This window comes from Roseateles aquatilis, assembly GCF_002205645.1.
Classification (GTDB): domain Bacteria; phylum Pseudomonadota; class Gammaproteobacteria; order Burkholderiales; family Burkholderiaceae_C; genus Roseateles; species Roseateles aquatilis.
The window spans coordinates 203,582-228,169 of record NZ_NIOF01000011.1; the positions used below are offsets into that span (position 1 = coordinate 203,582).

20 protein-coding genes are annotated in these 24,588 nt (G+C 71.3%); 7 read left to right on the forward strand and 13 right to left on the reverse strand.

The genetic code is table 11. The annotated features are described in order from the left end of the window. Positions 1-19 precede the first annotated feature (19 nt). The gene (locus tag CDN99_RS21095; RefSeq protein WP_158218913.1) at positions 20-2,620 is read right to left on the reverse strand and encodes a TonB-dependent receptor; all 2,601 of its coding nucleotides are present in this window, start codon (positions 2,618-2,620) and stop codon (positions 20-22) included. 187 nt (positions 2,621-2,807) lie between these two features. Here CDN99_RS21095 and CDN99_RS21100 point away from each other — a divergent pair, with 187 nt between their 5' ends. The 5 genes from CDN99_RS21100 to CDN99_RS21120 all read left to right on the forward strand — a co-directional run bounded on the left by CDN99_RS21100 (position 2,808) and on the right by CDN99_RS21120 (position 7,864). After that, positions 2,808-3,701, forward strand: coding sequence for a GGDEF domain-containing protein (locus CDN99_RS21100; RefSeq protein WP_088386875.1), 894 nt, complete (start codon positions 2,808-2,810; stop codon positions 3,699-3,701). After that, on the forward strand, positions 3,698-4,732 hold the full coding sequence (locus tag CDN99_RS21105) for an AraC family transcriptional regulator (protein ID WP_238139631.1): 1,035 nt from the start codon (positions 3,698-3,700) through the stop codon (positions 4,730-4,732). Before CDN99_RS21100 ends, CDN99_RS21105 begins: the two co-directional genes overlap by 4 nt. A gap of 144 nt (positions 4,733-4,876) precedes the next feature. Further along, positions 4,877-5,704: an AraC family transcriptional regulator gene (locus tag CDN99_RS21110; protein ID WP_088386876.1), complete on the forward strand. Its 828-nt coding sequence runs from the start codon at positions 4,877-4,879 to the stop codon at positions 5,702-5,704. Between the two features lie 21 nt (positions 5,705-5,725). Beyond that, positions 5,726-6,733, forward strand: coding sequence for a DMT family transporter (locus CDN99_RS21115; protein WP_088386877.1), 1,008 nt, complete (start codon positions 5,726-5,728; stop codon positions 6,731-6,733). Between the two features lie 51 nt (positions 6,734-6,784). Then, complete coding sequence (locus CDN99_RS21120) at positions 6,785-7,864, forward strand: alpha/beta hydrolase family protein (RefSeq protein ID WP_088386878.1); 1,080 nt, start codon at positions 6,785-6,787, stop codon at positions 7,862-7,864. Between the two features lie 21 nt (positions 7,865-7,885). On the opposite strand, the gene CDN99_RS21125 is transcribed toward CDN99_RS21120, so the two are convergent. Then, complete coding sequence (locus CDN99_RS21125; RefSeq protein ID WP_088386879.1) at positions 7,886-9,340, reverse strand: aminotransferase-like domain-containing protein; 1,455 nt, start codon at positions 9,338-9,340, stop codon at positions 7,886-7,888. A 151-nt stretch (positions 9,341-9,491) separates the two neighbouring features. Here CDN99_RS21125 and CDN99_RS28725 point away from each other — a divergent pair, with 151 nt between their 5' ends. Next, the gene (locus CDN99_RS28725; RefSeq protein ID WP_158218914.1) at positions 9,492-9,749 is read left to right on the forward strand and encodes a DUF2917 domain-containing protein; all 258 of its coding nucleotides are present in this window, start codon (positions 9,492-9,494) and stop codon (positions 9,747-9,749) included. Between the two features lie 127 nt (positions 9,750-9,876). Beyond that, on the forward strand, positions 9,877-11,523 hold the full coding sequence (locus CDN99_RS21135; protein ID WP_238139632.1) for a S41 family peptidase: 1,647 nt from the start codon (positions 9,877-9,879) through the stop codon (positions 11,521-11,523). A gap of 174 nt (positions 11,524-11,697) precedes the next feature. Here the strand turns inward: CDN99_RS21135 and pssA are convergent, their stop codons facing one another. From pssA to CDN99_RS21190, 11 genes are all read right to left on the reverse strand, one after another. Then, a complete protein-coding gene (gene pssA / locus CDN99_RS21140) occupies positions 11,698-12,315 on the reverse strand; it encodes a CDP-diacylglycerol--serine O-phosphatidyltransferase (protein ID WP_088386881.1) in 618 nt (205 codons plus the stop codon). 143 nt (positions 12,316-12,458) lie between these two features. Continuing rightward, a complete protein-coding gene (locus tag CDN99_RS21145) occupies positions 12,459-13,649 on the reverse strand; it encodes a nucleotidyltransferase domain-containing protein (protein ID WP_088386882.1) in 1,191 nt (396 codons plus the stop codon). Continuing rightward, positions 13,646-14,560 carry an HprK-related kinase A gene (locus tag CDN99_RS21150; protein ID WP_088386883.1) on the reverse strand — a complete coding sequence of 305 codons (915 nt, stop codon included), beginning with the start codon at positions 14,558-14,560 and terminating at the stop codon, positions 13,646-13,648. Before CDN99_RS21150 ends, CDN99_RS21145 begins: the two co-directional genes overlap by 4 nt. Continuing rightward, a complete protein-coding gene (locus CDN99_RS21155) occupies positions 14,557-14,865 on the reverse strand; it encodes an HPr-rel-A system PqqD family peptide chaperone (RefSeq protein ID WP_088386884.1) in 309 nt (102 codons plus the stop codon). Before CDN99_RS21155 ends, CDN99_RS21150 begins: the two co-directional genes overlap by 4 nt. Then, on the reverse strand, positions 14,865-15,554 hold the full coding sequence (locus tag CDN99_RS21160; RefSeq protein WP_088386885.1) for a hypothetical protein: 690 nt from the start codon (positions 15,552-15,554) through the stop codon (positions 14,865-14,867). The genes CDN99_RS21155 and CDN99_RS21160 overlap by 1 nt, the downstream gene beginning before the upstream one ends. A gap of 174 nt (positions 15,555-15,728) precedes the next feature. Beyond that, positions 15,729-16,190: a hypothetical protein gene (locus tag CDN99_RS21165; protein WP_088386886.1), complete on the reverse strand. Its 462-nt coding sequence runs from the start codon at positions 16,188-16,190 to the stop codon at positions 15,729-15,731. 85 nt (positions 16,191-16,275) lie between these two features. Continuing rightward, positions 16,276-18,183 carry an ABC transporter ATP-binding protein gene (locus tag CDN99_RS21170; protein WP_088386887.1) on the reverse strand — a complete coding sequence of 636 codons (1,908 nt, stop codon included), beginning with the start codon at positions 18,181-18,183 and terminating at the stop codon, positions 16,276-16,278. A gap of 144 nt (positions 18,184-18,327) precedes the next feature. Further along, positions 18,328-20,028, reverse strand: coding sequence for an alkaline phosphatase family protein (locus tag CDN99_RS21175; RefSeq protein ID WP_088386888.1), 1,701 nt, complete (start codon positions 20,026-20,028; stop codon positions 18,328-18,330). 442 nt (positions 20,029-20,470) lie between these two features. Beyond that, on the reverse strand, positions 20,471-21,715 hold the full coding sequence (gene glcF / locus CDN99_RS21180; RefSeq protein ID WP_088386889.1) for a glycolate oxidase subunit GlcF: 1,245 nt from the start codon (positions 21,713-21,715) through the stop codon (positions 20,471-20,473). Beyond that, on the reverse strand, positions 21,715-23,049 hold the full coding sequence (gene glcE, locus CDN99_RS29415) for a glycolate oxidase subunit GlcE (protein WP_238139633.1): 1,335 nt from the start codon (positions 23,047-23,049) through the stop codon (positions 21,715-21,717). The genes glcF and glcE overlap by 1 nt, the downstream gene beginning before the upstream one ends. After that, positions 23,049-24,563 (reverse strand): FAD-linked oxidase C-terminal domain-containing protein, encoded by a 1,515-nt coding sequence (locus CDN99_RS21190; protein ID WP_088386890.1) that lies wholly within the window; start codon positions 24,561-24,563, stop codon positions 23,049-23,051. Before CDN99_RS21190 ends, glcE begins: the two co-directional genes overlap by 1 nt. Between the last annotated feature and the right edge of the window lie 25 nt (positions 24,564-24,588).

The window sequence follows — 24,588 nt, forward strand, 5'->3', positions numbered from 1 at the left end:
ATCGTTTCCTGTCCGCGCTTCAGAACATCGCCAGCTTCAGGCTCACCTTGTAGGCGCGGCCGTACTGCTCGTACTGCATGTTGCGGGCCTTGTCGCCCTGGTAGACGTAGTAGCGCTCGTTGCTCAGGTTCAGCGCCTCGAGCTGCAACTGCAGGCCCTTGGCCAGCTGGATGCGCATCGACGCGTCGATCTGGTTCTGCTTGTCGACCTTGCGGTCCTGCGCGGCGTCCAGCACGTCGCCGACCTCCAGCAGGTAGGGCGACTTGTGGTTCAGCGCGATGCGGGCGCCGAAGGCCGGCGATTCCCAGCCCAGGCTCAGGTTGATGCTGCGGTCCGACTGGCTGGGCAGCGCGATGCGGCGCGTGACGAGCTTGCCGTCGTCGTAGCCGCCGATCGTCGCGCGCGACTTCACGAAGCTGCCGTTGGCGCCGACCACCAGCCCGTTCCACGGCGCCGGCAGCGTGCTCAGCGCCTGCGTCCAGGACAGCTCCAGACCGCGCACCGTCGCATCGCCGCCGTTGGCGAAGGACTCGACGTGGCTGAAGTCCTCCCAGCCCGGCGCGCCCGCCAGGTCGGTCTGGAACGCGAAGTCGCGGATCTTCTTGTGGAAGACGTAGGCCGACACCGTGCCGTCGCGGCCCAGGCGCTGCTCCACGCCCAGATCCAGGTTGCGCGAGCGCAGCGGCTTGAGCGCCGGATTGCCGACCGTGGCCTCGTCGCCGTCGACGGTGACGCCCGGGCTCAACTGCCCGAAGGCCGGCCGCACCACCGAGTGCGTCAGCGCCGCGCGCAGCACCAGCCCGCCGCCGAGCTGTTGGCGCAGCAGCACCGCCGGCAGCCAGTGACGGCTGCGGGTCTCCTGGTGGATGGGGCTGAGCGCGCCGTCCTTGGCCGCGGTGCCGTCGGCGGTGAAGCGCACGCGCTCATGGCGCAGACCGACCAGCCACTGCGTGCCGCCTTGCTCGACTTGCGCCTGGACGTAACCGGCGTCGACACGCTCCTTCATGCCGAAGTCGTTCACCACCGAATCGACCGGATCGCGGAACGCGTTCAGGTCGTAGGCGCCGTACAGCGCGCGCAGCTTGCCCGGATCGATGCCGGGGCCGAAGGACGTCCACGGATAGTCGACCGCGTCGTCCGACAGGAAGCCGCCCAGGCCCAGCTTCGACGACGCCACGTTGTACGGCGCCTTCTTGAGCACCTTGGCGCTGGGCGCGTAGGTCTCCTGCGTGTTGTCCTTGTCGCGGCGCGACGCCTTCAGGCCGACCTTGAGGTCGACGTCCCAGCCGGCCAGGCCGAACTCGCGCTGCACGTCGGCCTTCAGGTGGCGGACGCGGTCGGTGGCCTGGCTCTGCTCGACCTTGGCCTTGTTGAAGCTGTAGCGCGACGCGTCGTTCAAGCCTGCGACCGCGGTCGGCATCGGCTTGACGGTGTCGGCGTAACCGAGGCCGGAGAAGTCGGCGGTGAAGGACGACGAGCTCAGCGTGTCGGGCTTGTTCTCGCTGGCGCGGCCGGCGCCGGCCTCGCCCCAGAGCTTCCAGGGGCCGCGCGTCAGCTCGGTGCCCAGCACCACGGCGCTGGACTTGTTGATCTCGCGGCGTGCCTTCAGGCCGCGGCTGACGGTGCCGTCGCCGGTCTCGCCGGGGGCCTGCGCCTCCTCGAACTCGACCTTCATCGACTGGCGGCTCTCCTCGTCGGTGAACTTGCTGCTGAAGCTGCGCAGGTACAGCAGCGTGCCGTCGTCGGGCTTGAAGTCGAGGTTGAGCGCGGCGCCGACGCGCTCGCGGGTGATGGCGTAGCGGCGCAGCTCGAAGCTGTTCAGCTTGTCGCCGTCCCAGTCGCCGCCGGTCTCGGTGTTGTCGCTGGCGAAGCGGCGACGGTCGCCGGACAGCGCCACGGCCACGCCCAGCGTGCCGCCGGCGAAGCGGTCGGCGAAGGCCACCGAGCCGCGCGGGCGGGTCGCGCCGGCGTTGGCGTCGTAGTTGCCGCCGAGCTCCATCGTGAACAGGCGGCCGGGCTGGTCGAACGCGCTCAGCGTGCGCACCGTCACCGTGCCGCCCAGCGAGTTGGCGTCCTGGTCCGGTGTCAGCGTCTTCTGCACTTCCAGCGAGCGGATCAGGCCGGCCGGCACCAGGTCCAGACCCGGCGCGCGGCGGTCGGCCTCGGAGGCCGGCGTCAGCGCGCCGTTGATGTTGACGGCGTTGTAGTCGGGCCCCAGGCCGCGGACGCGGATGAAGCGGCCCTCGCCCTGGTCGCGCTCGACCGACACGCCCGGCAGGCGCGCCAACGCCTCGGCGGCGTTGTTGTCCGGCAGTTGCCCGATGCCGTCGGCATGCACGATGTTGACGATGCCCTGCGCGGCGGACTGCTTGTCGATCGCCGAGCGCAGCGCGGCCGCCTGGCCGACGGTCACGACGGTGTCGAGCTTGTGCGCGTCAGGCCTGACGTCCTTGGCGGGGGAGGCCTTGTCCTTCTCGGCGGACTTGTCGGCGGGCTTGGCGTCGCTCCTGGCATCGGCGGCCGGGGCTTGCTGCGCCAGCACGGGCGCGGCGACGAACAGCGTGGACAGGCACAGGGCCAGCAGGGTGGGGCGGGGGAGGGGGCGGGACGGCGTGCGCATGGTCGTGGGTCGGTGAGTCGGGAATGCGGCGCACGTTAGGAATCGCGAATGGCGACGCCGTGACAGTGCGGCATCCGCGCCAAGGTCCGGCGCGGACGGCTCCATCGCGGCGCGCCGGTGAGCCGATCCGACCCCCCGTCCGCGCGACGACGGCGAGTGTCACAAACGCTGCCTAGCATCGCGCGCCATGAAACTCGTGTTGCCCCGCCCGCCGCTGGTGCTCGCTCCGGTCGCCGGGTCGCGTCACTTCGGCCACGCGCTGCTGCTGGCGATGGCCGGCATCACCTGGCTCTTCGCCTACTGGGCGATCGCCAAGCCGGTCGCGGTCTGGCGCTGGATCGACATCGTCAGCGAGGCCGCGATTGTCGCCATGCTGGGGCTGTGGCTGGTGCAACTGCGCGCCAGCCGGCCCGCTGGCCGCGTCACCACCTGGCTGTGCCTGGGACTGTCCGGCATGCTGATGGGCGGCTGGGCCGACCTGATGGATGAATTCTGGAAGCTGCCGCGCGAGTACACGCTGTTGATGGGCATGGAATCGACCTTCCACGTCATCGGCATGGTCGGGCTGACCTTCGGCCTGCACCTGTGGCGGCAGGAACAGCTGGCCCTCAACGCGCTGCGTACCGGCCGCGAGCGCGGCTATCGCGAGCACGCCCAGATCGACGGACTGACCCAGCTCGGCGACGGCGCCTACCTGCTCGATCAGATCCGTCTGCAGCAGCGCGCGGGCGGACCGGCCACGCTGGTCATGCTCGGCTGGCAGGACCTGCCCGCGCTGGCACGCGGGCATGGACTGGCCGAGGCCGACCGCCTGCTGCAGGCCACCGGGCCTTTGCTGCTGCTGCAACTGCGGCCCGGCGACCTGCTGTGCCGATACGCCGCCGACCGTTTCGTCGCGCTGCTGCCGGTGGCCGACGCGGGCCTGCCCGGCGACCTGCTGGCGGCGCTGAACGCCCATGTCCATCCCTGCGCCGATGGGCGCACCCGCACGCGCCTGGACGCCTGCCTGGCCAGCGCCGAGCTCCATCCGTCCGAGGACGCCGAAGCACAACTGCTGCGTCTGCTGGAGCGGCTGCGGTGAGCGACGCGCTGGCGAGCCTGCGTCAAGCGTTGCCCGCCGGCATCGCGCCACATTACGGCGCCGATCACGCCTTCATCCCGTGGGCCTATCAGGGCGCGCTGCTGGCGGAGTTCGCCCGCAGCCGCTCGATCGCGCCCGAGGAGTGGCTGCACCGCTGCGGCGTCGTGCCGGGGCAGGCGCTGTCGGCGCGGCAACTGCTGTCGATGCTGGCGGCGTTGCAGCCGCTGTCGCGCGACGTGGGTTTCGTCATCGGCCAGCTCAGCCTGCCCGGGCATTACGGCCTGGCCAGCCAGGCGCTGCAGCAGGCCGGCGATCTGCGCCAGGCCCTGCGCGTGCTGTGCGATTGGCCGGCGCGGCTCTCGCCGCTGCTGACGCCGCGCCTGATCCAGACCGACGACGAGCTGCTGCTCGTCTGGACCGAGGCCTGCGGCGCGCCGCCCAGCCTGCAGCCGCTGCTGGTGGACATGCAGATGGGCGCCGTCGTCGCGATGGCGCAGTGGCTGGGCGGCGGGCGCGCGCTGCCGTGGACTTTCAGCTTCAACCGGACCCGTCCGCGCGAGCTGTCGCAGCATGCCGCCTACCTCGGCCCTGACCTGCACTTCGGTTGCCAGGTCGACGCGATGCGCCTGCCCCTGGCGGCCGCGACCGTGCCGTGGGCCACCGCCGCGACGGGCCGACCCGCGCTGGCGGCGGGCGCATTGGCGCAGGGCGCCGATCCCGAAGCCGCCTGGCGCGGGCAGCTCGCGGCGCTCTACGACCACCTGCTGGCGGAGATCGGCGGGCAGCCGTCCCTGGACCGCAGCGCGCGCCGCTTCGGCGTCAGCCCGGCGACGTTGAAACGCCAGCTGGCGCAACTCGGCACGCATCATCAGGCGCAGCTCGACCAGGTCCGCGCGCACGCGGCGCTCTACCTCATGACGTTGCGCGGACAGCGCGGCGAGGCGGTGGCGCGCTCGCTGGGCTTCCAGGACAAGAGCAACTTCCGGCGCTCGTTCCGACGCTGGACGGGGATGACGCCGGGGATGCTCTGAGGCGGCCGGCGCCTTCCGATCCAGGCGATCCATCGGAGCCACCCGAGCGATGGGGCCGCTCGCGGACCCGGCCATCACGCCTTGCGAAGGCCCGCGGACGGAGCGCGCGCGGCGCGCTCCGGCGGGGACGCCTAGACTCGCACCATGCCCACGGCGTTCGAGCATCCCCAGGATCAGGCCCAGTACCGCCGCCCCGCGCACCGCGAGGGCGTCGAGCTGTACCACGCCCACATCCTGCGACACAGCTTCGAGCCGCACACCCACGAGGCCTACGGCCTGGGCGCGATCACCGGCGGCGTCGGCCGCTTCCGCTGGCGCGGCGGCGAGCACCTGGCGCCGCGCGCCACGCTGATGCTGATGAATCCCGAGGACATCCACACCGGCGAGGCCGCCACGGCCGAGGCGTGGGGTTATCGGATGGTCTATCTGGAGGAGTCGCTGCTGGCGGAGCTCTACGGCGGCCCCGCCTGGCGCTTCAATGCCGCCGTCGCGCACGACGCGCAGGCCGCCACGCGCGCCGCCGCGCTGATCGCGGCGCTGTGGCGCGCCAGCGAGCCGCTGGCCTTCGACAGCGCGCTGCTGGAGCTGGTCCAGGGCCTGAGCCGCCACGCGCATCGCGCGCCGACGCGCCACGACGGCGCCGCGCCACGCTTCGCGGCGGTGATCGAGCACATGCGCGCGCACCTCGACGAATCGCTGGACACCGGCCGGCTCGCCGCCGTCGCCGGGCTCAGCCCGTTCCACTTCCTGCGCAGCTTCAAGGCCCAGCATCACGCCACGCCGCAGCAGGCGCTGATGGCGCTGCGCCTGAACGAGGCCAAGCGCCAGCTGGCCGCAGGCCAGCCGCCGGCACAGGTGGCCGCGGCCGTGGGCCTGACCGACCAGGCCCACCTGACGCGCGGCTTCGCGCGCCGCTACGGCGTCACGCCGGCGCGCTACCAGCAGCAACTGGGTACAAGACCGCGACCCTGACGCGGCGCGACATTGCGCCGCATGCTGTCCGGATTCCTGTTCGCGCTCGCCGCCGGCCTGATGTGGGGCCTGGTGTTCGTCACCCCCCTGCTGCTGCCGGAGTACCCCGCCGCCATGCTGGTGGCCGGTCGTTATCTGGCCTTCGGCCTGCTGGCGGTGCCGCTGGCGTTGATCGACCGGCGCGAGCTGCGTCGCCTGACGCGCGCCGACTGGCGCGACGCGGTGCGGCTCTCCGCCATCGGCAACTTCCTCTACTACCTGGCGCTGGCCGCGGCGATCCAGCGCGCGGGCGGGCCCTTGCCGACGATGATCATCGGCACGCTGCCCGTCGTCATCGCGGTCTGCTCCAACCGCCGCAACGCCGCGCGCGACGGCCATTACCGCTGGCGCGACCTGGCGCCCGCGCTGCTGCTGATCGCCGCCGGCATCGGCTGCGTCAACCAGGTCGAGCAGGCCTCGCTCGCGCCGCAGGCGATGGGGCGCTACCTGCAGGGCGCGGCGTTGGCGATCGTGGCGCTGGCCTGCTGGACCTGGTATCCGATCCGCAACGCCGACTGGCTGCGCACGCACACCGACCGCAGCCCGCGCGCCTGGGCGACGGCGCAGGGGCTGGTCACGCTGCCGATGGCGGCGCTGGCGTTCGCGCTGCTCGCCGTGGCGGACGGCGTCGGCCTGCCGCTGCTGCCCAGCGGTTTCGACTTCCCGGCCGGGCCTCGCGTGTGGCCGTACGTCGGCCTGATGGCGGCCGTGGGCCTGTTCGCGTCCTGGCTAGGCACGCTGTGCTGGAACGAGGCCAGCCAGCGCCTGCCGACCGCCCTGGTCGGCCAGCTGATCGTCTTCGAGACGCTGGCCGCGCTGAGTTACTCGCAGATGCATCGTGGGGCCTGGCCTCCGGCGCTGGGGGTGGCGGGGGTGCTGCTGCTCGTCGGCGGGGTGTGCTGGGCGCTGCGCCTCAAGCCGGTGGCGCCCGGCTCGGGCGCGAATCCCGGCGCGGGGCCGGGAACGGCATCTGCCCGCATCGCCGAGTAAAGGCAGGTAAAAGCCGCGCGTCGCCGGCGCCTCGCTTTGCAAAATCGACGGATGGACAAGGCGAAGCACTTCGAGCGATCTCAAGACACGGCCCACGATCAGGCGTGCGACCCGGGCCGACGCGCGCTGCTGACGCGCGCTGCCGCGATGTCGGCGGCATCGGCGATGCTCGGCGCGGGCGGCTGGACGGCGCTGCCCGCCTGGGCGGCCGACACGGCGAAACCCGCCGCGGCGGGCGAGGCGGCGGTGCGACAAGGCGTGTGGCGCGACCAGAAACGCCTGCGCGACGTGCCCTGGCGGCTGCGCCTGCCCGCGGGCGAGAAGCCGGTGGCGCTGGTGGTGTTCTCGCACGGCCTGGGTGGCAGCCTGGACGGCGGCACGGAATGGGCGCAGGCCTGGGCCGACGCGGGCATCGCCACCCTGCACCTGCAGCATGCCGGCAGCGACCGGGCCATCTGGAGCGGCGGGCTGGCGGCGGTGAAGGCGGCGGCCAGCGCCGAGCAGTTGATCGACCGTGGCCACGACGTGCAGTTCGCCGTCGAGCAATTGCTGCAACTGCAGAAGAGCGGCGACGCCGCCTGGGCGCGCGTGCGGCCGGACGCGCTCGGCATGTCGGGCCACTCCTTCGGCGCGCAGACCACGCTGGCGGTCGCGGGCCGGGACTTCCAGATGCGCAGCGCGCCCGATCTGTCCGAGTCGCGCTTCAAGGCCTTCGCCGCGTTCAGCCCGTCGGCCGGGCATTTCCCCGGCGGCATCAAGGGCATCACTCGACCCATGCTGTGCCTGACCGGCAGCCTGGACGGCAACCCGCTCGGCCAGGAGCGCGACGGCCGTTACCGCCGCGCCGTCTACGACACGCTGCCGGCCGGCGCCAAGGCGCTGCTGTGGCTGGAAGGCGCGGACCACATGACCTTCGGCGGAGGTGGCGAACGCGGCGCCGGTTTCGGCCAGCGGCTGCTGGGCCGCGAGCGCGACGGTGCCCCGGAGAAGCTGGCCGCGCATCACGCCGCGGTGATCAAGACGATCACGACGGACTGGTGGCGCTGGCGCCTGTTGGAAGACGAGGGCGCCATCGCCCGGCTCAAGGCGCCGAAGGGCCTGAACGCCGATGACGAATGGCTGCAGGGCTGAGCGCGCGGCCGGGCGCCGCGCTCAGGCCGCCAGGTCGTCGCCCCGGTCCTGCGCCATGAGCGCCTTGGCCAGCGCGCCGATGCGCCGCAGCGCGGCGGGATGCTCTGGCCCCCACCGGCCGCCGACGCCCAGCCGCAGGCAATGCCGGAAGCGCGGGCTGGCCGAGAACATCGACCCCGGCGCGATGACGATCCGCTCGGCCAGGCAGGACTCGTAGAGCTGCGCCGCATCCATCGATTCCGGCAGCTCCACCCACAGGATGAAGCCGCCCGCGGGATCCGAGACGCGCGTGCCCTTGGGAAAGCTCTCGGCGATCAGCTGCCGCGCCTCGTCCACGCGCGCGGCGATCGTCGCGCGCAACTGGCGCAGCGCCGCGCCTCCGCCGGCCTGCGTCAGCAGGTCCGCCAGCGCCAGCTCCAGCACGGCCGTCTGGCCGCCGGACTGCACCGCCTTGGTCTGCCGCAGCACGGCGCCCCAGCGGCCCGCCTCGACCCAGCCCAGCCGCAGCCCCGGCGCGATCGTCTTGGAGAACGAGCCGCAGATCATCACGTGGCCCGTCGTGTCGAAGGACTTCACCGCGCGGCGCTTGTCCTCCTGCTCCGACAGGTCGTTGTAGAGCACGTCCTCGATCAGCGCCACGTCGTGCCGCGACAGCATCGCCGCCAGCCGGCGCCGCTCCGGCACCGGCATGCTGGCGCCGAGCGGGTTGGACAGCGTCGGCACCAGCAGCACGGCCTTGACCTGCTGGGTCTCGAAGGCAAGTTGCAACGCGTCCAGCGACATGCCGTGGCGCGGATGCGTGGGGATCTCCAGCGCCCGCAGGTGCAGGCTCTGCAGGATCTCCAGGAAGCCGTAATAGGTCGGGGACTCCAGCGCCACCACGTCGCCGGGCTTGCACACGCTGCGCAGGCACAGGCTGATCGCCTCCATGCAGCTGTTGGTCAACACGACCTCGTCCGGATCGAGCACGCAACCCAGTCCCAGCGCATGGCGGGCGACGGCGCGCCGCGCCTCCTCCATGCCGGGACCGATGGGGTAGGTGCACAGCAGCTCGCGATGGCGCATCACCGAGCGGGCCATCGCGCGCCGGACGCGGTCCTGGTCGAACAGCTCCGGCCCCGGGCAGGCCGCGCCGAAGGAGATGAAGGATCCGTCCTGCGACAGCGCCATCACCTGCGCGCCGAGCTGGTCCAGCCGCACCTGGCGCGAGGCGTTGTCGGGGCGCGAGACCTGCGGCTCCGGCAGCCGCGGCGGGCGCGCCGCGACGAAGTAGCCGGACCGCGGGCGGGCCTCGATCAAGCGGGCGTCCTCCAGCCATCGGTAGGCCTGGACCGCCGTCGACAGCGACACGCCGTGCTGGCCGCCCAGCTCCCGCACCGAGGGCAGCCGCTCGCCGCGCTTGAGCGTGCCGGACCGGATCGATCGGGCCATGCGGTCGGCGAGTTGCATATACAGCGGTAACAGCGGCGCGTCCATGCGTCGATTCTGTGTGTTGTGCCCCGGCCGTAACCAATACAGATGGGCGGCAAGCCGGCCAGCACAGCGCCCGGCGGTGCGAGGGCTGTGTGCCCGGGTCGGCCGGCGGCTGTGGATGGAGCGCCACACAGCCGACTTTTATCGTGAGCACATGAAACCGCCGTCCCCCACAGCCTCCCTCGTCCTGCCCGCCGACGGCCGCGCCGTGCCGCTGCGTCTGCGCCGTCCGGTGCGTCTGCATGCGATCGGCGGCAGGGCCTGGATCACTCGCGTCGGCTGTCCCGACGACCACTGGATCGAGGCCGGCCAGACGCTGGAACTGGCACCGTCGCGCTGGTTCGGTTGGCGCCTGATGGTCAGTGGCGACGGCGCATCAGCGGTCACCCTGAAGGCGGAACCGCTGGCGTGATCCCTGCGGTTCGCAACCATTTCCCGCTATAAATCGTCCCTCGACGTTGCCGGTGGGTGTCACGTGCTGACACCCCGCGCCGGGACAAGAACACACACGGGTCCGTCGACCCGACGAGGGAGTAGCGATGAATCGATCCGCGATGAAGCGGGCGGCGCGCCTGGCCATGGCCGGCGCCGTGGGCGCGATGGTGCTGCAGGGTTGCGGCGGTGGCGGCAACGAGAGCGGCGCGCCGCTGGTGGGCACCAACCCGGGCGGCGGAGGCGGCGGCGGCACGATCATCATCGGCGGCGGCTCCGGATCGGGCGGCACGACCCCGCTGCAGGCCAGCTCGACCTACGCGCAGCAGTGCGCGCCGGGCAACGCCGAGGCGTCGACCCGCAACGGCAGCCTGGCCACCGAGAAGAACTGGATCCGCTCCTACATGGACGAGGCCTACCTGTGGCGCGAGGACGTGCCGACGGTCGATCCGTCCGCGGCGGCCTACAGCGGCAGCGATGTCGCGTCCGCGCTGAGCAAGTACTTCGACGCGCTGCTGTCGCCGGTGATCACCTCCACCGGCAAGCGGCGCGACCAGTTCAGCTTCGTCATGAGCACGCGGGAATGGAACGCGCTGTCCGACGGCGGCGTCTCGCTGGGGTACGGCGTCGAATGGACGATGGCGTCGCCGACGCCGCCGCGCAAGATCCGCGTGTCCTTCGTCGAGCCGGGCAGCATGGCGGCCAATGCCGGCGTGCGCCGCGGCGACACGCTGGTGACCGTCGACGGCACCTCCGCCGACGCGAACGACACGGCCGGCGTGAACGTGCTCAACGACGCGCTGTTTCCCGGCACCGCGGGCCGCACCCGCAGCTTCGTGCTGACGTCCACCGCCGGCGTGACGCGCACGGTCGGCCTGACCGCCGGCAACGTCACCAAGACGCCGGTGCCCATCCACCAGGTGCTGACCGCGGCCGACGGCGCGCAGGTCGGCTACATGGTGTTCAACGATCACATCGCGCCGGCCGAGTCGCAACTGATCGCCGCGATGCAGGACTTCCGCGCGCGCGGTACCACCGACCTGGTGGTGGACCTGCGCTACAACGGCGGCGGCTACCTGTTCATCGCCAGCGAGCTGGCCTACATGATCGCCGGTGCGTCGCCGACCAGCGGCAAGACCTTCGAGCAACTGCGCTACAACAGCCGCCGCAACGCGCAGACCAACAGCGCCGACGCCAAGACGCCGTTCTACGACACCTCCTGCGTGCTGGTGAACAACCGCTGCACCTCGCAGCAGCCGCTGCCGGCGTTGAACCTCAAGCGCGTCTTCGTGCTGGCGCAGAGCGGCACCTGCTCCGCCAGCGAGGCGCTGATCAACGGCCTGCGCGGCGTCGACATCGACGTCGTGCTGATCGGCGGCACCACCTGCGGCAAGCCCTATGGCTTCACCGCGAAGGACAACTGCGGCTACAGCTACTTCCCGATCGAGTTCGTCGGCACCAACAACAAGGGCTTCGGCGACTACGCCGACGGCTTCGTGCCCGGCGGCAGCGGCGCCACCGGCGTGCGCGGCTGCAAGGTGGCGGACGACCTGGAGCACGCGCTGGGAGACACCGGCGAAGGCATGCTGGCCGCCGCGCTGCAGTTCCGCGCCAACGGCAGCTGCCCGGCGACGGCGTCCGAGGCCCCGCGCGCGCAGGCGCTGGCCGTCCGCGAGGCGGGCTCCGATGCGGTGGCGCTGTCGCTGCAGCGGCTGGCCGCGCGCAGCAACCGGATCGTGGGCGGACGCCCTTGAGCATCGGGCCCGGCGCGCTCAGGGCGCCGGGTGCGAGGCGGTCGCGGATGCCGTGAAATCCGTCGAGCACGCCGAGCACGCCGAGCACGCCGAATCCGCGGCGCGTGTGGCGCCCGAGCGCGCCGGAAACGACAAGGCCCGTCCAAGGACGGGCCTTCGTTCATGGGCGGGCGTTCAGAGCTTGGGAATCCGGATCCGGCTGATCATCAACGAGCCCGAGATCGCGAACATCAGCACCAGCGGATGCAGTGTGAAGCCGCCGAGCTTGAGCTCGCCGCCCCACAACGCCGGGCCGATGGCGCCTTGCGCGGCGGCCACCCAGAGCACGACCACCAGCAGCAGCGAGGTCGGGATCGGCGTGCCCTCGAAGTACTTCACCTTGTCGCCGCCGTCGCTGAGCTCTTCCGCGGTGATGTTGTAGCGGGCCAGCCGCGACACGCCGGCCGCCACGAAGAAGCCCAGCACGATGCGGTCCCACAGGCCTTGCATGCCGCAGCCGTAGGCGATCACCGCCGGCGCGACGCCGAAGGAGATCACGTCCGCCAGCGAATCCAGCTCCCGGCCCATCGCCGAGCTCTTCTGGCGCCAGCGCGCGATGCGGCCGTCCAGCACGTCGAACACCAGCGCCGCGGGGATCAAGGCGCAGGCGTAATACAGGTGCGTCGTCAGGCCGGTCTGCAGGAACGTCATCACCGAGAACAGGGCGCCCACGCCGCAGAAGGCATTGCCCAGGGTGAACCAGTCCGCCAGATGGAACTCGCGGATCATGGAGAAAGGCTTGGGTCGGTTCATGGGGGGCGAGCATAAGCGATGGTCCGCCGCGCTCGTGGCAAAGGCCGCGCCCGGGGAACGGCCGCTGCCGGCGGCACATCGCTCGATCGAGCGAGGGCACCGGGGGAACACCGGGAAAAGCCCCGCCGAATGGGGAGAGGGCGTCAGGTCTTGTCGGTCGGTGGCACGCCGCCCGGGGCCGGCGGTTCCTCGGGCATCGCGGTCAGGCGGCCCCAGGCCTTGCGGCTCAGGTGCAGGGCCAGCAGGCCGAAGGGCATGCGCAGCCAGTGCGAGCGGACATAAAGCGCCGTCTCGGCCAGCTCGTGGCCGGGCAACCGGCAGCTGTCGTGCGCAGGACGCAGCGCGCGCCGGTAGCAGGCGTCCAGCAGCCGCCGCGAGAGCGGTCCCGGCGGCGGGCCCAGCTCGGCCGGCAGGTCGTCCGGATAGGGGGTGTCCAGCATCGCCCGCGTGTAGCGAAGCGCCAGCCACAACGGCCGCGTCAGGCCGATGCGCCGGGCGCGCGCCGTCAGTCGCGGCCAGAAGCCCTCGATGGCGCCGAACTCGCGCAGCAGCGCGTCCAGGTCGAAGAGGTCGCGCAGGCCGTTGGGCAACTCGCCCTCGTGGAACAGGTGGGCGGCGCTGTGCAGCAGCATGTCCTCGGGCGGCAGGACGAAGACGCCTGGGTGATCCGGCAGCGCGCGCGGCGCGTCGAACAGCGCGCGGCTGTCCAGCGGCGTGCGCGCCGTCGGCGGCAGCAGCGTGTGGTGCACGTCCAGCGAGGTGCCGCGGCGCTTGTGGTGCAACGGCGGCAGCTCATGCATCCAGTCGCGGTAGTAACGCTGGTCGTAGGCGTCCAGGTCGTCGCCGAAGTCCCAGCCGTGCACCAGCAGCGTGGTTTCGCAGCGCGGCAGCTGGGCCGGCGGGATCAGCAGGTCGATGTCGCTGAACATGCGCCCCGGCGCGGGCGCGTGGCCGCCCAGCGCGTAGGCCGCGCCCTTGAGCAGGATCAGCGGGCCGGGCAGCTCGGCCAATGTCGCCGCCAGCAGGTCGACCTCCCGCGCGAGCATCTGCGCCTGCCGCCGCGACAGCAGCAGCGCCGAGCGCAGATGCGGCTGGACCGGCTCCGGGAGCGTGTCCAGCCAGCCGCCGGCCTGCATCTGGTGCGCCAGCTTGCCGGCCAGGTTGGAGCGCCGGGCCTGGCGCAGCAGCAGGTCCCAGTCGGACAGGCTCAGGCCGGCCGCGATCGCGGGCCGCAGCAGCACGCGCACCAGCAGCGGACGGCGGCGATCCTCGCCGTGGGGCCGGCCATGGGCGTGGTCATGGTCGTGTCCGTGCGAGGCGGCGTGCGCGCTCATTCGGCCCCCTCCGCCAGCGATTCGAAGTGGGCCAGCGCCTCGTCCAGCCGGCTGTACTCGAAGCGGTAGCACTCGCAGGTGTCGACCAGCCGGCCCAGCGCGCGGAAGCCGGCCTGGCCGTGCAGGTCGTAGTTGAAGGACTGCTCGGCCAGGTCCATGAAGGCGCGCGCGCGCTCGATGGGCGCGAGCCGGGCCGGGACATCGGCGCGCCAGGTCGGCAGCACCACCCAGGCCGGCCGCGCCGGCGCCAGGCGGGCGGCGATCGCGTCCTGCGGCGCGCGCACCAGCGCGACGGTGCCCTTGCTGGTGTTGGGCATGGAGGCGCTGAACCGCGCCTCCGGCAGGAAGTCCCGGATCAGCGGGATCGACGCGTTCTTGAGGTTGATCGGCCGCGCCATGCCGTGGATCAGGCCGGTGGTCATGTCCAGCAGACCGAGCTCGTCCGACAGCAGGCGCCAGCCGCGATGGGCCAGCGCCGCGCACAGGGTGCTCTTGCCGGACCCGGGCGGCGCCGGCATCACCAGCGCGCGGCCGCCGCGCTCGAGCACCGCCGCGTGGATCAGCAGGAACTGGTGGGCATGGGCGGCGATGCACCAGTTGATGCCCCACTCGAGCATCGCCAGCGCCTGCGCCGCCGGCAGCGGCGTGAACGAGCGCTGGCCGTCGAACCAGAACTCCGCGCGCCCGCGCAGCCGGCTCAGCCAATGGGGGCTGCGCAGCACGGCGACGTGGAAGTCGACGAACGCGTCGTCGTCGGCCAGGTCGAAGTCGCGGTACATCGCGGCGATGTCGTCGGCCAGATGGGCCAGGTCGGAGCGCACGCGCACGACGAACGGAGCCAGGCGCAGCGTCACGCCGTCGCCGCGCAGGCGGGCGCGCAGCCCGTCGATGCCGACCTCCTGGAGCCTCAAGCGGCGGTCTCCTCCGCCAGCAGCTGGATGTCGGCCAGGCGGCTCAGGTGCAGGTCCAGCAGATCGGCGAGCATGTCGGGGGTGGGGGGCTCGTCCCAGTCCACGGCGGTGGCGAGCCGATGCAACAGATCCTCGCGCGTCAGCGGGCCGTCGGCCAGCCATTCGGCGAGCTGGGCGCCGAGCGCCGCGATCAGGTGGGTGTCCCCGCTTCGGGGGTCGAAAAAGACAGCGTGCTGCTCGCCCTCCCAGGCCAGCAGCACGTCAGCGATCGGATGCAGACAGCGCCACGTCGCGGGGCGCGTCATCAGCTCACGAGGTAGTTTTCGGTGAGGTAGCGCTTGAAGTCATCCGACGACCAGGCCGCGCCGGTGGAATTGGTCGGCTTGAAGACGCCCGGGCCTTGCGAGGCCATGTTCACCAACTGGTCCGCGCCGTTGGACGAGACCACGCATTGCGCGACGTTGTGGCCGGCGAACAAGGTGTTCAGGCGCGCCACCAGCATCAGGGTGCCCATGCTGGAAGAGTTGCCGAAGACTTGCGTGACCTTGGCGCTGTTGTTGACGCTGACGCCGTTCAGGCCGCCGGGGAAGACCATCGCCACGGTCAGGTTGGCTTGGGCGTAGGCGACGGTGCGCGTGTTGCTGGGGCCGGTGTTGAACCAGCGAGCGACGACGAAGCTCCAGGGCGTCGCGGACGACACCGCGCTGCGCACCGAGTTGCCGACCCAGTTGGCCACGGTCCAGCACTCGGTGTTGTTCAGCACCGCGGCGCTGGCGCGCGCCTGCACGCTGGCGCCGCCATTGCGCAGCACCGCCGAGCCCCAGGCCGAGGTGGTGTTGCAGTGCCAGGCCATGACCGGCCGGCTGGCCAGCGTCAGACCGACCGGCACCACGCCCGCCTGGATGAAACGACGACGGCGTTGCGAGACAACGGCACCCGCCACGGGCGTCGGGGCGGCCGAGGGCTGCTGGGAAGTGTCGCTGCTGTGGTCCATATGCTCAGCTTTCGTGGTGCACGCGCCCCTGAGAGGGGCAGACGCTCATGCGGGCCGGCGTTGTCCGACCTGCGAGCGCAGTGTTTCATACAAGGCGACGGTCGCAAAGCCCGCCGAACCCCTTGAACGGGTGGCGCGCAGTGTCCGTCGAACTGCGGATAAGTCAGCGCCGGCTTACGCGGAATCCTTTGCTGTTGCTTTCTTCAACTGCTCGGCCATCCATGCCTTCGCATCGTCCAGTGAGCCGAAAGCACCAAAGCGGCGTCCGTGTTTTTGGTACAGCGCCTCGAACAGGGGCAGCATGAAATCGCGGCCCTCGACTTCCGGCCCGGCGACGTAGGCCACCGCCACCGGGGGCGACCGGTGCGCGGCCATGCGGGCCATGAACTGCCCCAGCTCTTCCATCGAATCGGGCGACGTCACCATGCTGCCACGCAGCTCCAGGATGTCGCCGAACACCGCCGGCGGCGGATCCCGGGTCAGCAGGTCCGCCATCGCCGCGCCCAGTCCGAGCACCGCCTCCCGATTGAACGGGCCTTGCCCGCGTAGCCGGATGACATCGCCCTCGCGCCACATCTCGATCTGGCCGTGGGCCCGGAAGGGGCCGCCCACATAGGTATGGATATCGCGTTTCAACCTTCACCTCGCCGATCCATATTGAGCCCGGCCAGTGTGACGCGACATCGGGGACTTCGCCCATCAAGTTTCGCGAGGACGCGATTCAGTCCGCCTCGTCGTGAACGACGTCGCGATCCGAGGCGTCGTGGCCGCGCGCCGACCGGGCCCCGGCGTCCTCGTCCAGGCCTTCCTCGACCAGGAAGCCGCCGCTCTGGTGCGTCCACAGCTTGGCGTACAGGCCGCCCTGCGCCAGCAGCGAGGCGTGGTCGCCCTGCTCGACGATGCGTCCCTGGTCCATCACGATCAGCCGGTCCATCGCCGCGATCGTCGACAGCCGGTGCGCGATCGCGACCACCGTCTTGCCTTCCATCAGGCGGTACAGGCTGCGCTGGATGGCGGACTCGACCTCGGAGTCCAGCGCGCTGGTCGCTTCGTCCAGCAGCAGGATGGGCGCGTCCTTGAGCATCACCCGCGCGATCGCGATGCGCTGGCGCTGGCCGCCGGACAGCTTCACGCCGCGCTCGCCGACATGGGCCTCGTAACCCTGGCGGCCCTTGGGGTCGGTCAGGCCGTCGATGAAGTCCTGCGCCTCGGCCCGCTCGGCGGCGGCGCGCATGTCGGCCTCGGTGGCGTCCGGGCGGCCGTACATCAGGTTGTCGCGCACGGAGCGGTGCAGCAGGCTGGTGTCCTGCGTCACCATGCCGACCTGCGCCCGCAGGCTGTCCTGCGTGACCTGCGAGATGTCCTGGCCGTCGATCAGCACGCGGCCCTTGTCGATGTCGTGGAAGCGCAGCAGCAGGTTGACCAGCGTCGATTTGCCGGCGCCGGAGCGGCCGACGACGCCGATCTTCTCGCCCGGCCGGATCGTCAGGGTCAGGTCGTGCAGCACCGTCTTGCGGCCGCCGTAGCTGAAGTCCACGTGGTCGAAGCGCACCTCGCCCCGGGTGACCGCCAGCGGCCGGGCCGTGGGCGCGTCCTGGATCGCGATCGGGCGGGACAGCGTGGTGATGCCGTCCTGCACGGTGCCGATGTTCTCGAACAGGCTGGCCATCTCCCACATGATCCAGTGCGAGATGCCGTTCAGCCGCAGCGCCATCGCCGTGGCCGCAGCGACCGCGCCGATGCCCACCTGGCCCTGCGTCCACAGCCACAGCGTCATGCCGGCGGTGCTGGCGATCAGGCCCATCGAGAGCGCGTGGTTGACGATCTCGAAGGCGCTGATCAGGCGCATCTGGCGGTAGGCGGTGCCCAGGAAGTCCTGCATCGCGCCGCGCGCGAAGCCGGCCTCGCGCTGCGAGTGCGAGAACAGCTTGACGGTGCTGATGTTGGTGTACGCGTCGGTGATGCGGCCGGTCATCAGGCTGCGCGCGTCCGCCTGCGCGGCGGCGGCCTTGCCCAGGCGCGGCACGAAGTAGGTCAGCGCCACGACGTAGCAGGCCAGCCATCCCAGGAAGGGGATCAGCAGCGTCATGTCGAAGCTGCCCACCACGCCCAGCATCGTCACGAAGTAGATCGTGATGAAGACCAGGATGTCGGTGACGATCAGCCAGCACTCGCGCACCGCCAGCGCGGTCTGCATCAGCTTGGCGGAGACGCGGCCGGCGAACTCGTCCTGGTAGAAGCTCATGCTCTGGGCGAGCAGGTGCCGGTGGAAGTTCCAGCGCAGCCGCATCGGGAAGTTGCTCGACAGGCCCTGGTACTTGCTCATGCCCTGCAGCGCGATCAGCAGCGGGCTGGCCAGCAGGATGCCGCCCAGCATCAGGAGCTTGTCCTGCTGCGTCGACCACCATTGCCCCGGCGGCACGTGGCTGAGCCAGTCGACGATCGAGCCCAGCATCGAGAACAGCAAGGCCTCGAAGGCGCCGATGGCGGCGGTCAGGATCGTCAGCACGACGATCAGCCCGCGCATCCCCTGCGAGCCGGCCCAGACGAAGGCGAAGAAACCCGCGGGCGGTTGCGGCGCGGGCGTCCGTGGAAACGGATCGACGAGTTTTTCAAACCAGCCAAACACGGTGGTCTCCCTGTACTTCTGCGAAACCGCAAAGCCTACAGGACGTGTGTGGCGCGCGTCGACCCGCCCCGGGGTCGGTGGCGGGTGGGTGGGGCGGATGGCGGGATCGCCCGCTTCGGTGGCGGGCGATCCGGCCTGTCCGGCCTATCGGGCCTGGACGGGCAGCGGCAACGGCTTGCCCTGCGCCTGCCTCGGCGCGGGGATGCCGAGGAGCTTGGACAGCGTCGGCGCCAGGTCGGCGATCTCGACGCGCTGCTCCACGCGGCCCTGTCCGACCCAGTTCGGCCCCCAGGTCAGCAGCGGGACGTGCGTGTCGTTCTCATAGGGGGAGCCGTGGGTGGTGCCCATCAGGCGGGAGCCGAACATCCAGCCTTCCTTCACCACCACCTGCAGCGGCGCGGCGATGCCCGGGTACCAGGACTTGCGCATCTGCGCGAGGTAGGGCGTGGCCGTGTCGTCGCCGGCCAGTTGCGCCCGGGTGAAGGCGACCCGCACGCCGTCGACCTGCTCCACCAGCGCCTTCGCCGCCGCGTAGACGTCGTCGGCCTGCAGGCCCTTGGCCTTGATCAGCGCCTCGTCGAAGATCATCCCGGTGCCGGACATGCCGACGACCCAGCGTCCCTCGCCGAAGTGCTTCGCGAGCCCGGCGTTGACGAAGCCGACCGCCTGCGCCGGCACGATGCGCCCGGCGTCGCGGCCTTGCGTCTTCGCCCATTCGGGCGTGTCGGTGAAGCCGTGGTCCGCCGTCAGCACGGCGATGTAGTTGTCCCGGCCGACGCGCGCGTCCAGGTACTGGAACCAGCCTTGCAGATAGCGGTCCAGATGCAGGAAGTGGTCATGCGACAGGCGCGACTCGGGCCCGAAGGCGTGGTTCACGTAGTCGTGGCTGGACAGGCTGACCGAGAGGATGTCGGTCTGGTCGTCGCTGCCGAGTTGCTCGCCCTCGACCGCGGCGCGCGCGAAGGCCAGCGTCAGCTCGTCGCCGAACGGGGAGGGCAGGATGTTGCCGTAGAAGCGCGGCCCCGGACCGTCCATGCCGGCCCCCAGCACCGCCGGCAGCCGGTTGCCGTTGCCGGTGTTGGACTGCCACGGCTGGCCGTCCGGCACGCTGCGCGCGTAGGCGGACTCGGGCAGCATCGGCGCCCAGGTCTTGCCGAAGAACTGGTCGGCCGGCTTGGCCGCGTTGAACGCGTCGACCCAGGCCGGATGCTGCTGCATGTAATAGGTGCTGGACGCGAATTGGCCGGTGGAGCCCATGAACATGTAGGCGGTGCCCTTGTGGCCGGACGGCAGGATCGCGCCGCGGTCCTTGCCGGACACCCCGATGACCTTGGAGCCGGGCTGCAGCGTGCGCAACACGTCGCCGACGGTCTCGACCTTGTAGTTCTCAGGGCTGGTGCCGGCCAGCGGTTCGGTCTTGTTGCCGATGTACTGGTAGCGCGGATCGGCGGTGTTGTATTGCGGCGCGCCGGTGGCGGGGTCGCGCCACTCGTTGGCGACGATGCCGCTGCGCTGCGGATACGCGCCGCTCAGCATCACCGAGTGGCCGGCCGCGGTGACGGTGTAGCCGTGGCCGTAATACGCGTTGGCGAACCAGGCGCCGCGGTCCAGGAAACGCTTGAAGCCGTCGGGCTGCAACTGGTCGCGGTAGCCCAGCACCTGGCGGATCGGCAGGCCGTCGACGACCATGAAGACGATCAGCTTGGGCGGCTTCTTCGCGGGCGCGACCACGTCCGTGGGCGCGGCGACGGAGGCCGCGGAGAACGAGGATGACGGCGAGTTGGCGCAGGCGGCCAGCGCGGCCAGCACGGGAACGAGCAGCCAGGTGCGACGGGTCAGGGACATGGCGGTCAGCGGCTTCGTGGGGGAAGCGTCGTGAAGGAAATGTGACGGCGCAGTATCTCCCTCGCGCCGCGCCGCGCAGGGCGCTGGCCGACCGCCTGGACACCGAGGAAACACGGAGCGCACCGCCGTGCCGCCACCGCGTCAGGGTTGACCCGAAGTGGAAATCCAGGACGGGACGCAGGAGGGGTCAGGGACGGAAAAAAGGCCGGTCCCCTACGGTGACCGGCCTTCTTCGCTTTCTGATTGGAATCGCTTTCGCGCTCCCCTCCTGTTATGGGAGGCGATTGTGCGGGCCCCAGGCAAGGCACGTGCCCGGGTTTGCCCTGGGAGGCCCCGTCGAGGCGAGAACTCCTGCTCATGGGGGAGGCGTTGAGACGGGAAATGATGCGCCGACGCGACGTCCGGCCGGGTCTTGCGGTGCCTGAGGGGGGCGACGCCGCGGTCAATGCCCCAGCGCGTCGTCCAGGACTTCGATCCAGTGGCGGACCGGCGTGTCGGTGCCGGATTGCAGATGCTGAATGCAGCCGACGTTGGCGGAGACGATGGTGTCGGCCTCGATCGGCGCGAGCGCGGCGAGCTTGCGGTCGCGCAGTTGCTTGGACAGCACCGGCTGCAGCACCGAATAGGTTCCGGCCGAGCCGCAGCAGAGATGGCTGTCGACCGGTGCGATGGCGATGCCGAAGCCCAGTTCCCGCATCAGGCCCTCGACACCGCCGCGCAGTTGCTGGCCGTGCTGCAGCGTGCAGGGCGGGTGGTAGGCCAGCCTGGGCCGAGCGCCCGAGGCGCCCAGCCGCGAGCGCAACGGGGCGGCCAGCGCCGGCAGGTACTCGCTGAGATCGCGGGTCAGCGCGGACACGCGCGCGGCCTTGTCGGCGTAGTCGGGGTCGTGGGCCAGCAGCCGGCCGTAGTCCTTCACCTGGACACCGCAGCCGGACGCGTTCATCACGATCGCCTCGACTTGCTCGCCGTGCCCGTCGACCATCGGCCACCAGGCATCGATGTTGCGTCGCGCGTCGTCCAGCCCGCCATGGTGGTCGTCCAGGTGGGCCCGGATCGCACCGCAGCAGCCGGCCTCGTCCGCCACCAGCGTCTGCACGCCGGCCGCGTCCAGCACGCGCGCCGTGGCGGCGTTGACGTTGGGCATCATCGCCGGCTGCACGCAGCCCAGCAGCATCAGCACCTTGCGCGGATGCGCACGTTGCGGCCATTGATGGGCGCGCGCGTCCGGACGTGGCGGCACCTTGTCCTTCAACACGCCCGGCACCAGCGGTCGCAACGCCTGCCCCAGCCGCAGCGCCGGCTTGAACAGCGGCGAGGTCAATCCTTCCTTCAACAGCCAGCGCTTGAGACGTTCCTCGCGCGGGCGCTCGACCTTGGCGTCCACGACCTGCCGGCCGATCTCGACCAACTGCCCGTACTGCACGCCCGACGGACAGGTGGTCTCGCAGTTGCGGCAGGTCAGGCAGCGGTCCAGGTGCAGCTGGGTGTCGACCGTCGGCGTCTCGCCCTCGAGCACCTGCTTGATCAGGTAGATGCGACCGCGCGGGCCGTCCAGCTCGTCACCCAGCAGTTGATAGGTCGGGCAGGTGGCGGTGCAGAAGCCGCAATGCACGCAGCGCCGCAGGATCGCCTCGGCGGTCGTGCCTTCCGGGGTGCCTTGGAACTCGGGGGCGAGGTGGGTTTGCATCAGAACTCTGGATAAAGACGCCCGGGATTCAGCACCCCCTGCGGATCGAATTGCGCCTTCAATTCGCGATGAATGCGCGCCAGCGGCGGCGACAGCGGCGCGAAGACGCCGGCCGACTTGTCGTGCGCGCGGAACAGCGTCGCGTGGCCGCCGACCGCCGCGATCCGTTCGCGCAACTGCGCCGGGGCCATCGGCGTGACGACCCAGCGCTGCGCGCCGCCCCATTCGATCAACTGCTCGCCGTGCAGCGCCATCGCGGGCGCGGTCGCCGGCACGGCGATGCGCCACATCGACGCGCCGCCTTGCACCGCGCGGCGCGCGCCGATGAAGAACTCGTCGGACTGGTCGCGCAGGCCTTGCCAGAAGGGCGCGGCCATGTCCTCCGGAATGACGTCGCCGCCCATCCGCTGCATGGCCGCGCGCACCGCCGCCTCGGCCCCCGACAGCCGCACGACCAGCGCGCCATCCCACCATGCCGTCGCGGACAGCGGCAGCGGTTGCCCGCCCCAGCCGTTCATGCGCACGACGGCGTCGTCCTGCGACAGGTCGAAACGCAGCGTCGCCGTCGCGACCGGCAGGGGCAGCACCTTCAGCGTCACCTGGACGATCAGGCCCAGCACGCCCATCGCGCCGGCCATCAACCGGGAGACGTCATAGCCGGCGACGTTCTTCATGACCGTGCCGCCGAAGTGCAGCAGCTCGCCGCGACCGCTGAGCATGGACAGCCCCAGCACATGGTCTCGCACCGCGCCGGCCGTCGCCCGCGCCGGGCCGGAGAGGCCGGTCGCCACCATGCCGCCAATGGTGCCTGTGCCTGTGCCTGTGCCTGTGCCTGTGCCTGTGCCTGTGCCCGTGCCTGTGCCCGTGCCCGTGCCCGTGCCCGTGCCCGTGCCCGTGCCCGTGCCTGTGCCTGTGCCTGTGCCTGTGCCTGTGCCTGTGCCTGTGCCTGTGCCCGGCTGGGCGGCGGCCCCGCCCGAGAACCGCGGCGGCTCGAACGCCAGGTGCTGGCCGTGCCGCGCCAGCAGCGCTTCCACGTCCGCGATCGGCGTGCCGGCGGCGGCGGTGATGTAGAGCTCGCTGGGCTCGTAGGCCAGCACGCCGCTCAGGCCGAGCGTGGAGATCGGCTCGGCCGGCGCTGCACCGGCATCGAGCGGGCCGCCGTAGAAGTCCTTGCTGCCGTGACCGACGATGCGCAGCGGCCCACCCGCGCGGATGCGCGCCTGCAGGTCGTGCAGCGCCGGGGTCATGTCCGCGGGGCTCGCGCCGTCGGTCGTCGTCCGGGACGACGTCGGCGCGCCGTCATCGCTCGAGGGATCCTCGACTTGCACTGTCATCAGAATCGCTCCAGGTCGGGGAAGGCCAGCGCGCCGCGCTTGACGTGCATGCGGCCGTACTCGGCGCAGCGCTGCAGCGTCGGGATGACCTTGCCGGGGTTGAGCAGTCCTTGCGGGTCGAAGGCCCGCTTCAGGGCCAGCATCTGCTCGCGCTCCTCCGGCGAGAACTGCACGCACATGCTGTTGAGCTTCTCCACGCCGACGCCGTGCTCGCCCGTCACCGTGCCGCCCATCGCGACGCTGGTCTCCAGGATGTCCGCGCCGAAAAGCTCGCAGCGGTGCAGCTGGTCCGCATCGTTCGCGTCGTACAGGATCAGCGGGTGCAGGTTGCCGTCGCCGGCATGGAAGACGTTGGCGCAGCGCAGCCCGTACTTCCGCTCCATCTGCTGGATCGCCAGCAGGATGTCGGCCAGCCGCTTGCGCGGGATGGTCGAGTCCATGCACATGTAGTCCGGGCTGATGCGGCCCGACGCCGGGAACGCGTTCTTGCGGCCGCTCCAGAAGCGCAGCCGCTGCGCCTCGTTCTCGCTGACCTCCAGGCGGGTCGCGCCGCTGGCGCGCAGCACCGCGCTCATGCGGCCGATCTCTTCCTCGACTTCCTCGGGCGTGCCGTCGCTCTCGCACAGCAGGATGGCCTCGGCGTCGAGGTCGTAGCCGGCCTGGACGAAGTCCTCGACCGCCGCCGTCATCGGCTTGTCCATCATCTCCAGGCCGGCCGGAATGATGCCGGCCGCGATGATCGCGGCCACCGCGTCGCCGGCGCGGCGCAGGTCGTCGAAGCTGGCCATGATGCAGCGCGCCAGCTGCGGCTTGGGCGTCAGCTTCACCACGACCTCGGTGATCACCGCCAGCATGCCCTCGCTGCCGACGATGACGCTCAGCAGGTCCAGCCCGGCGACGTCCAGCGCCTCGGAGCCGAACTCGACCGGCTCGCCCTCGACCGTGAAGCCGCGCACCTTCAGCACGTTGTGCAGCGTCAGGCCGTACTTCAGGCAATGCACGCCGCCGGAGTTCTCGGCCACGTTGCCGCCGATGGTGCAGGCGATCTGGCTGCTGGGGTCGGGCGCGTAATACAGCCCGTGCGCGGCCGCGGCCTCCGAGATCGCCAGGTTGCGCACGCCGCACTGCACCCGCGCGGTCCGGGCCAGCGGGTCGATGGAGACGATGCGGTTGAACTTGGCCAGCGCCAGCGTCAGGCCCTCGGCATGCGGCATCGCGCCGCCCGACAGGCCGGTGCCGGCGCCTCGCGCGACGACCGGCACGCCCAGCGCATGGCAGGCCCGCAGCGCCGCGGCGACCTGCTCCTCGGTCTCCGGCAGCGCCACCGCCAGCGGCCGTTCGCGGTAGGCGGTCAAGCCGTCGCATTCATAGGGCCGGGTCTGCTCGTCGCGCCACAGCAGCGCATGGGCCGGCAGCACCGCCAGCAGGGCCTGCACCAGCGCGGCGCGGCGCCCGGCCCGGTATGTGGCCAGCTCGTCGGTCAGCTCGTCGGTCGGAAGGAGCACGGCAGTCATGGCGTCGAACTGTAGCCCCGGGCGC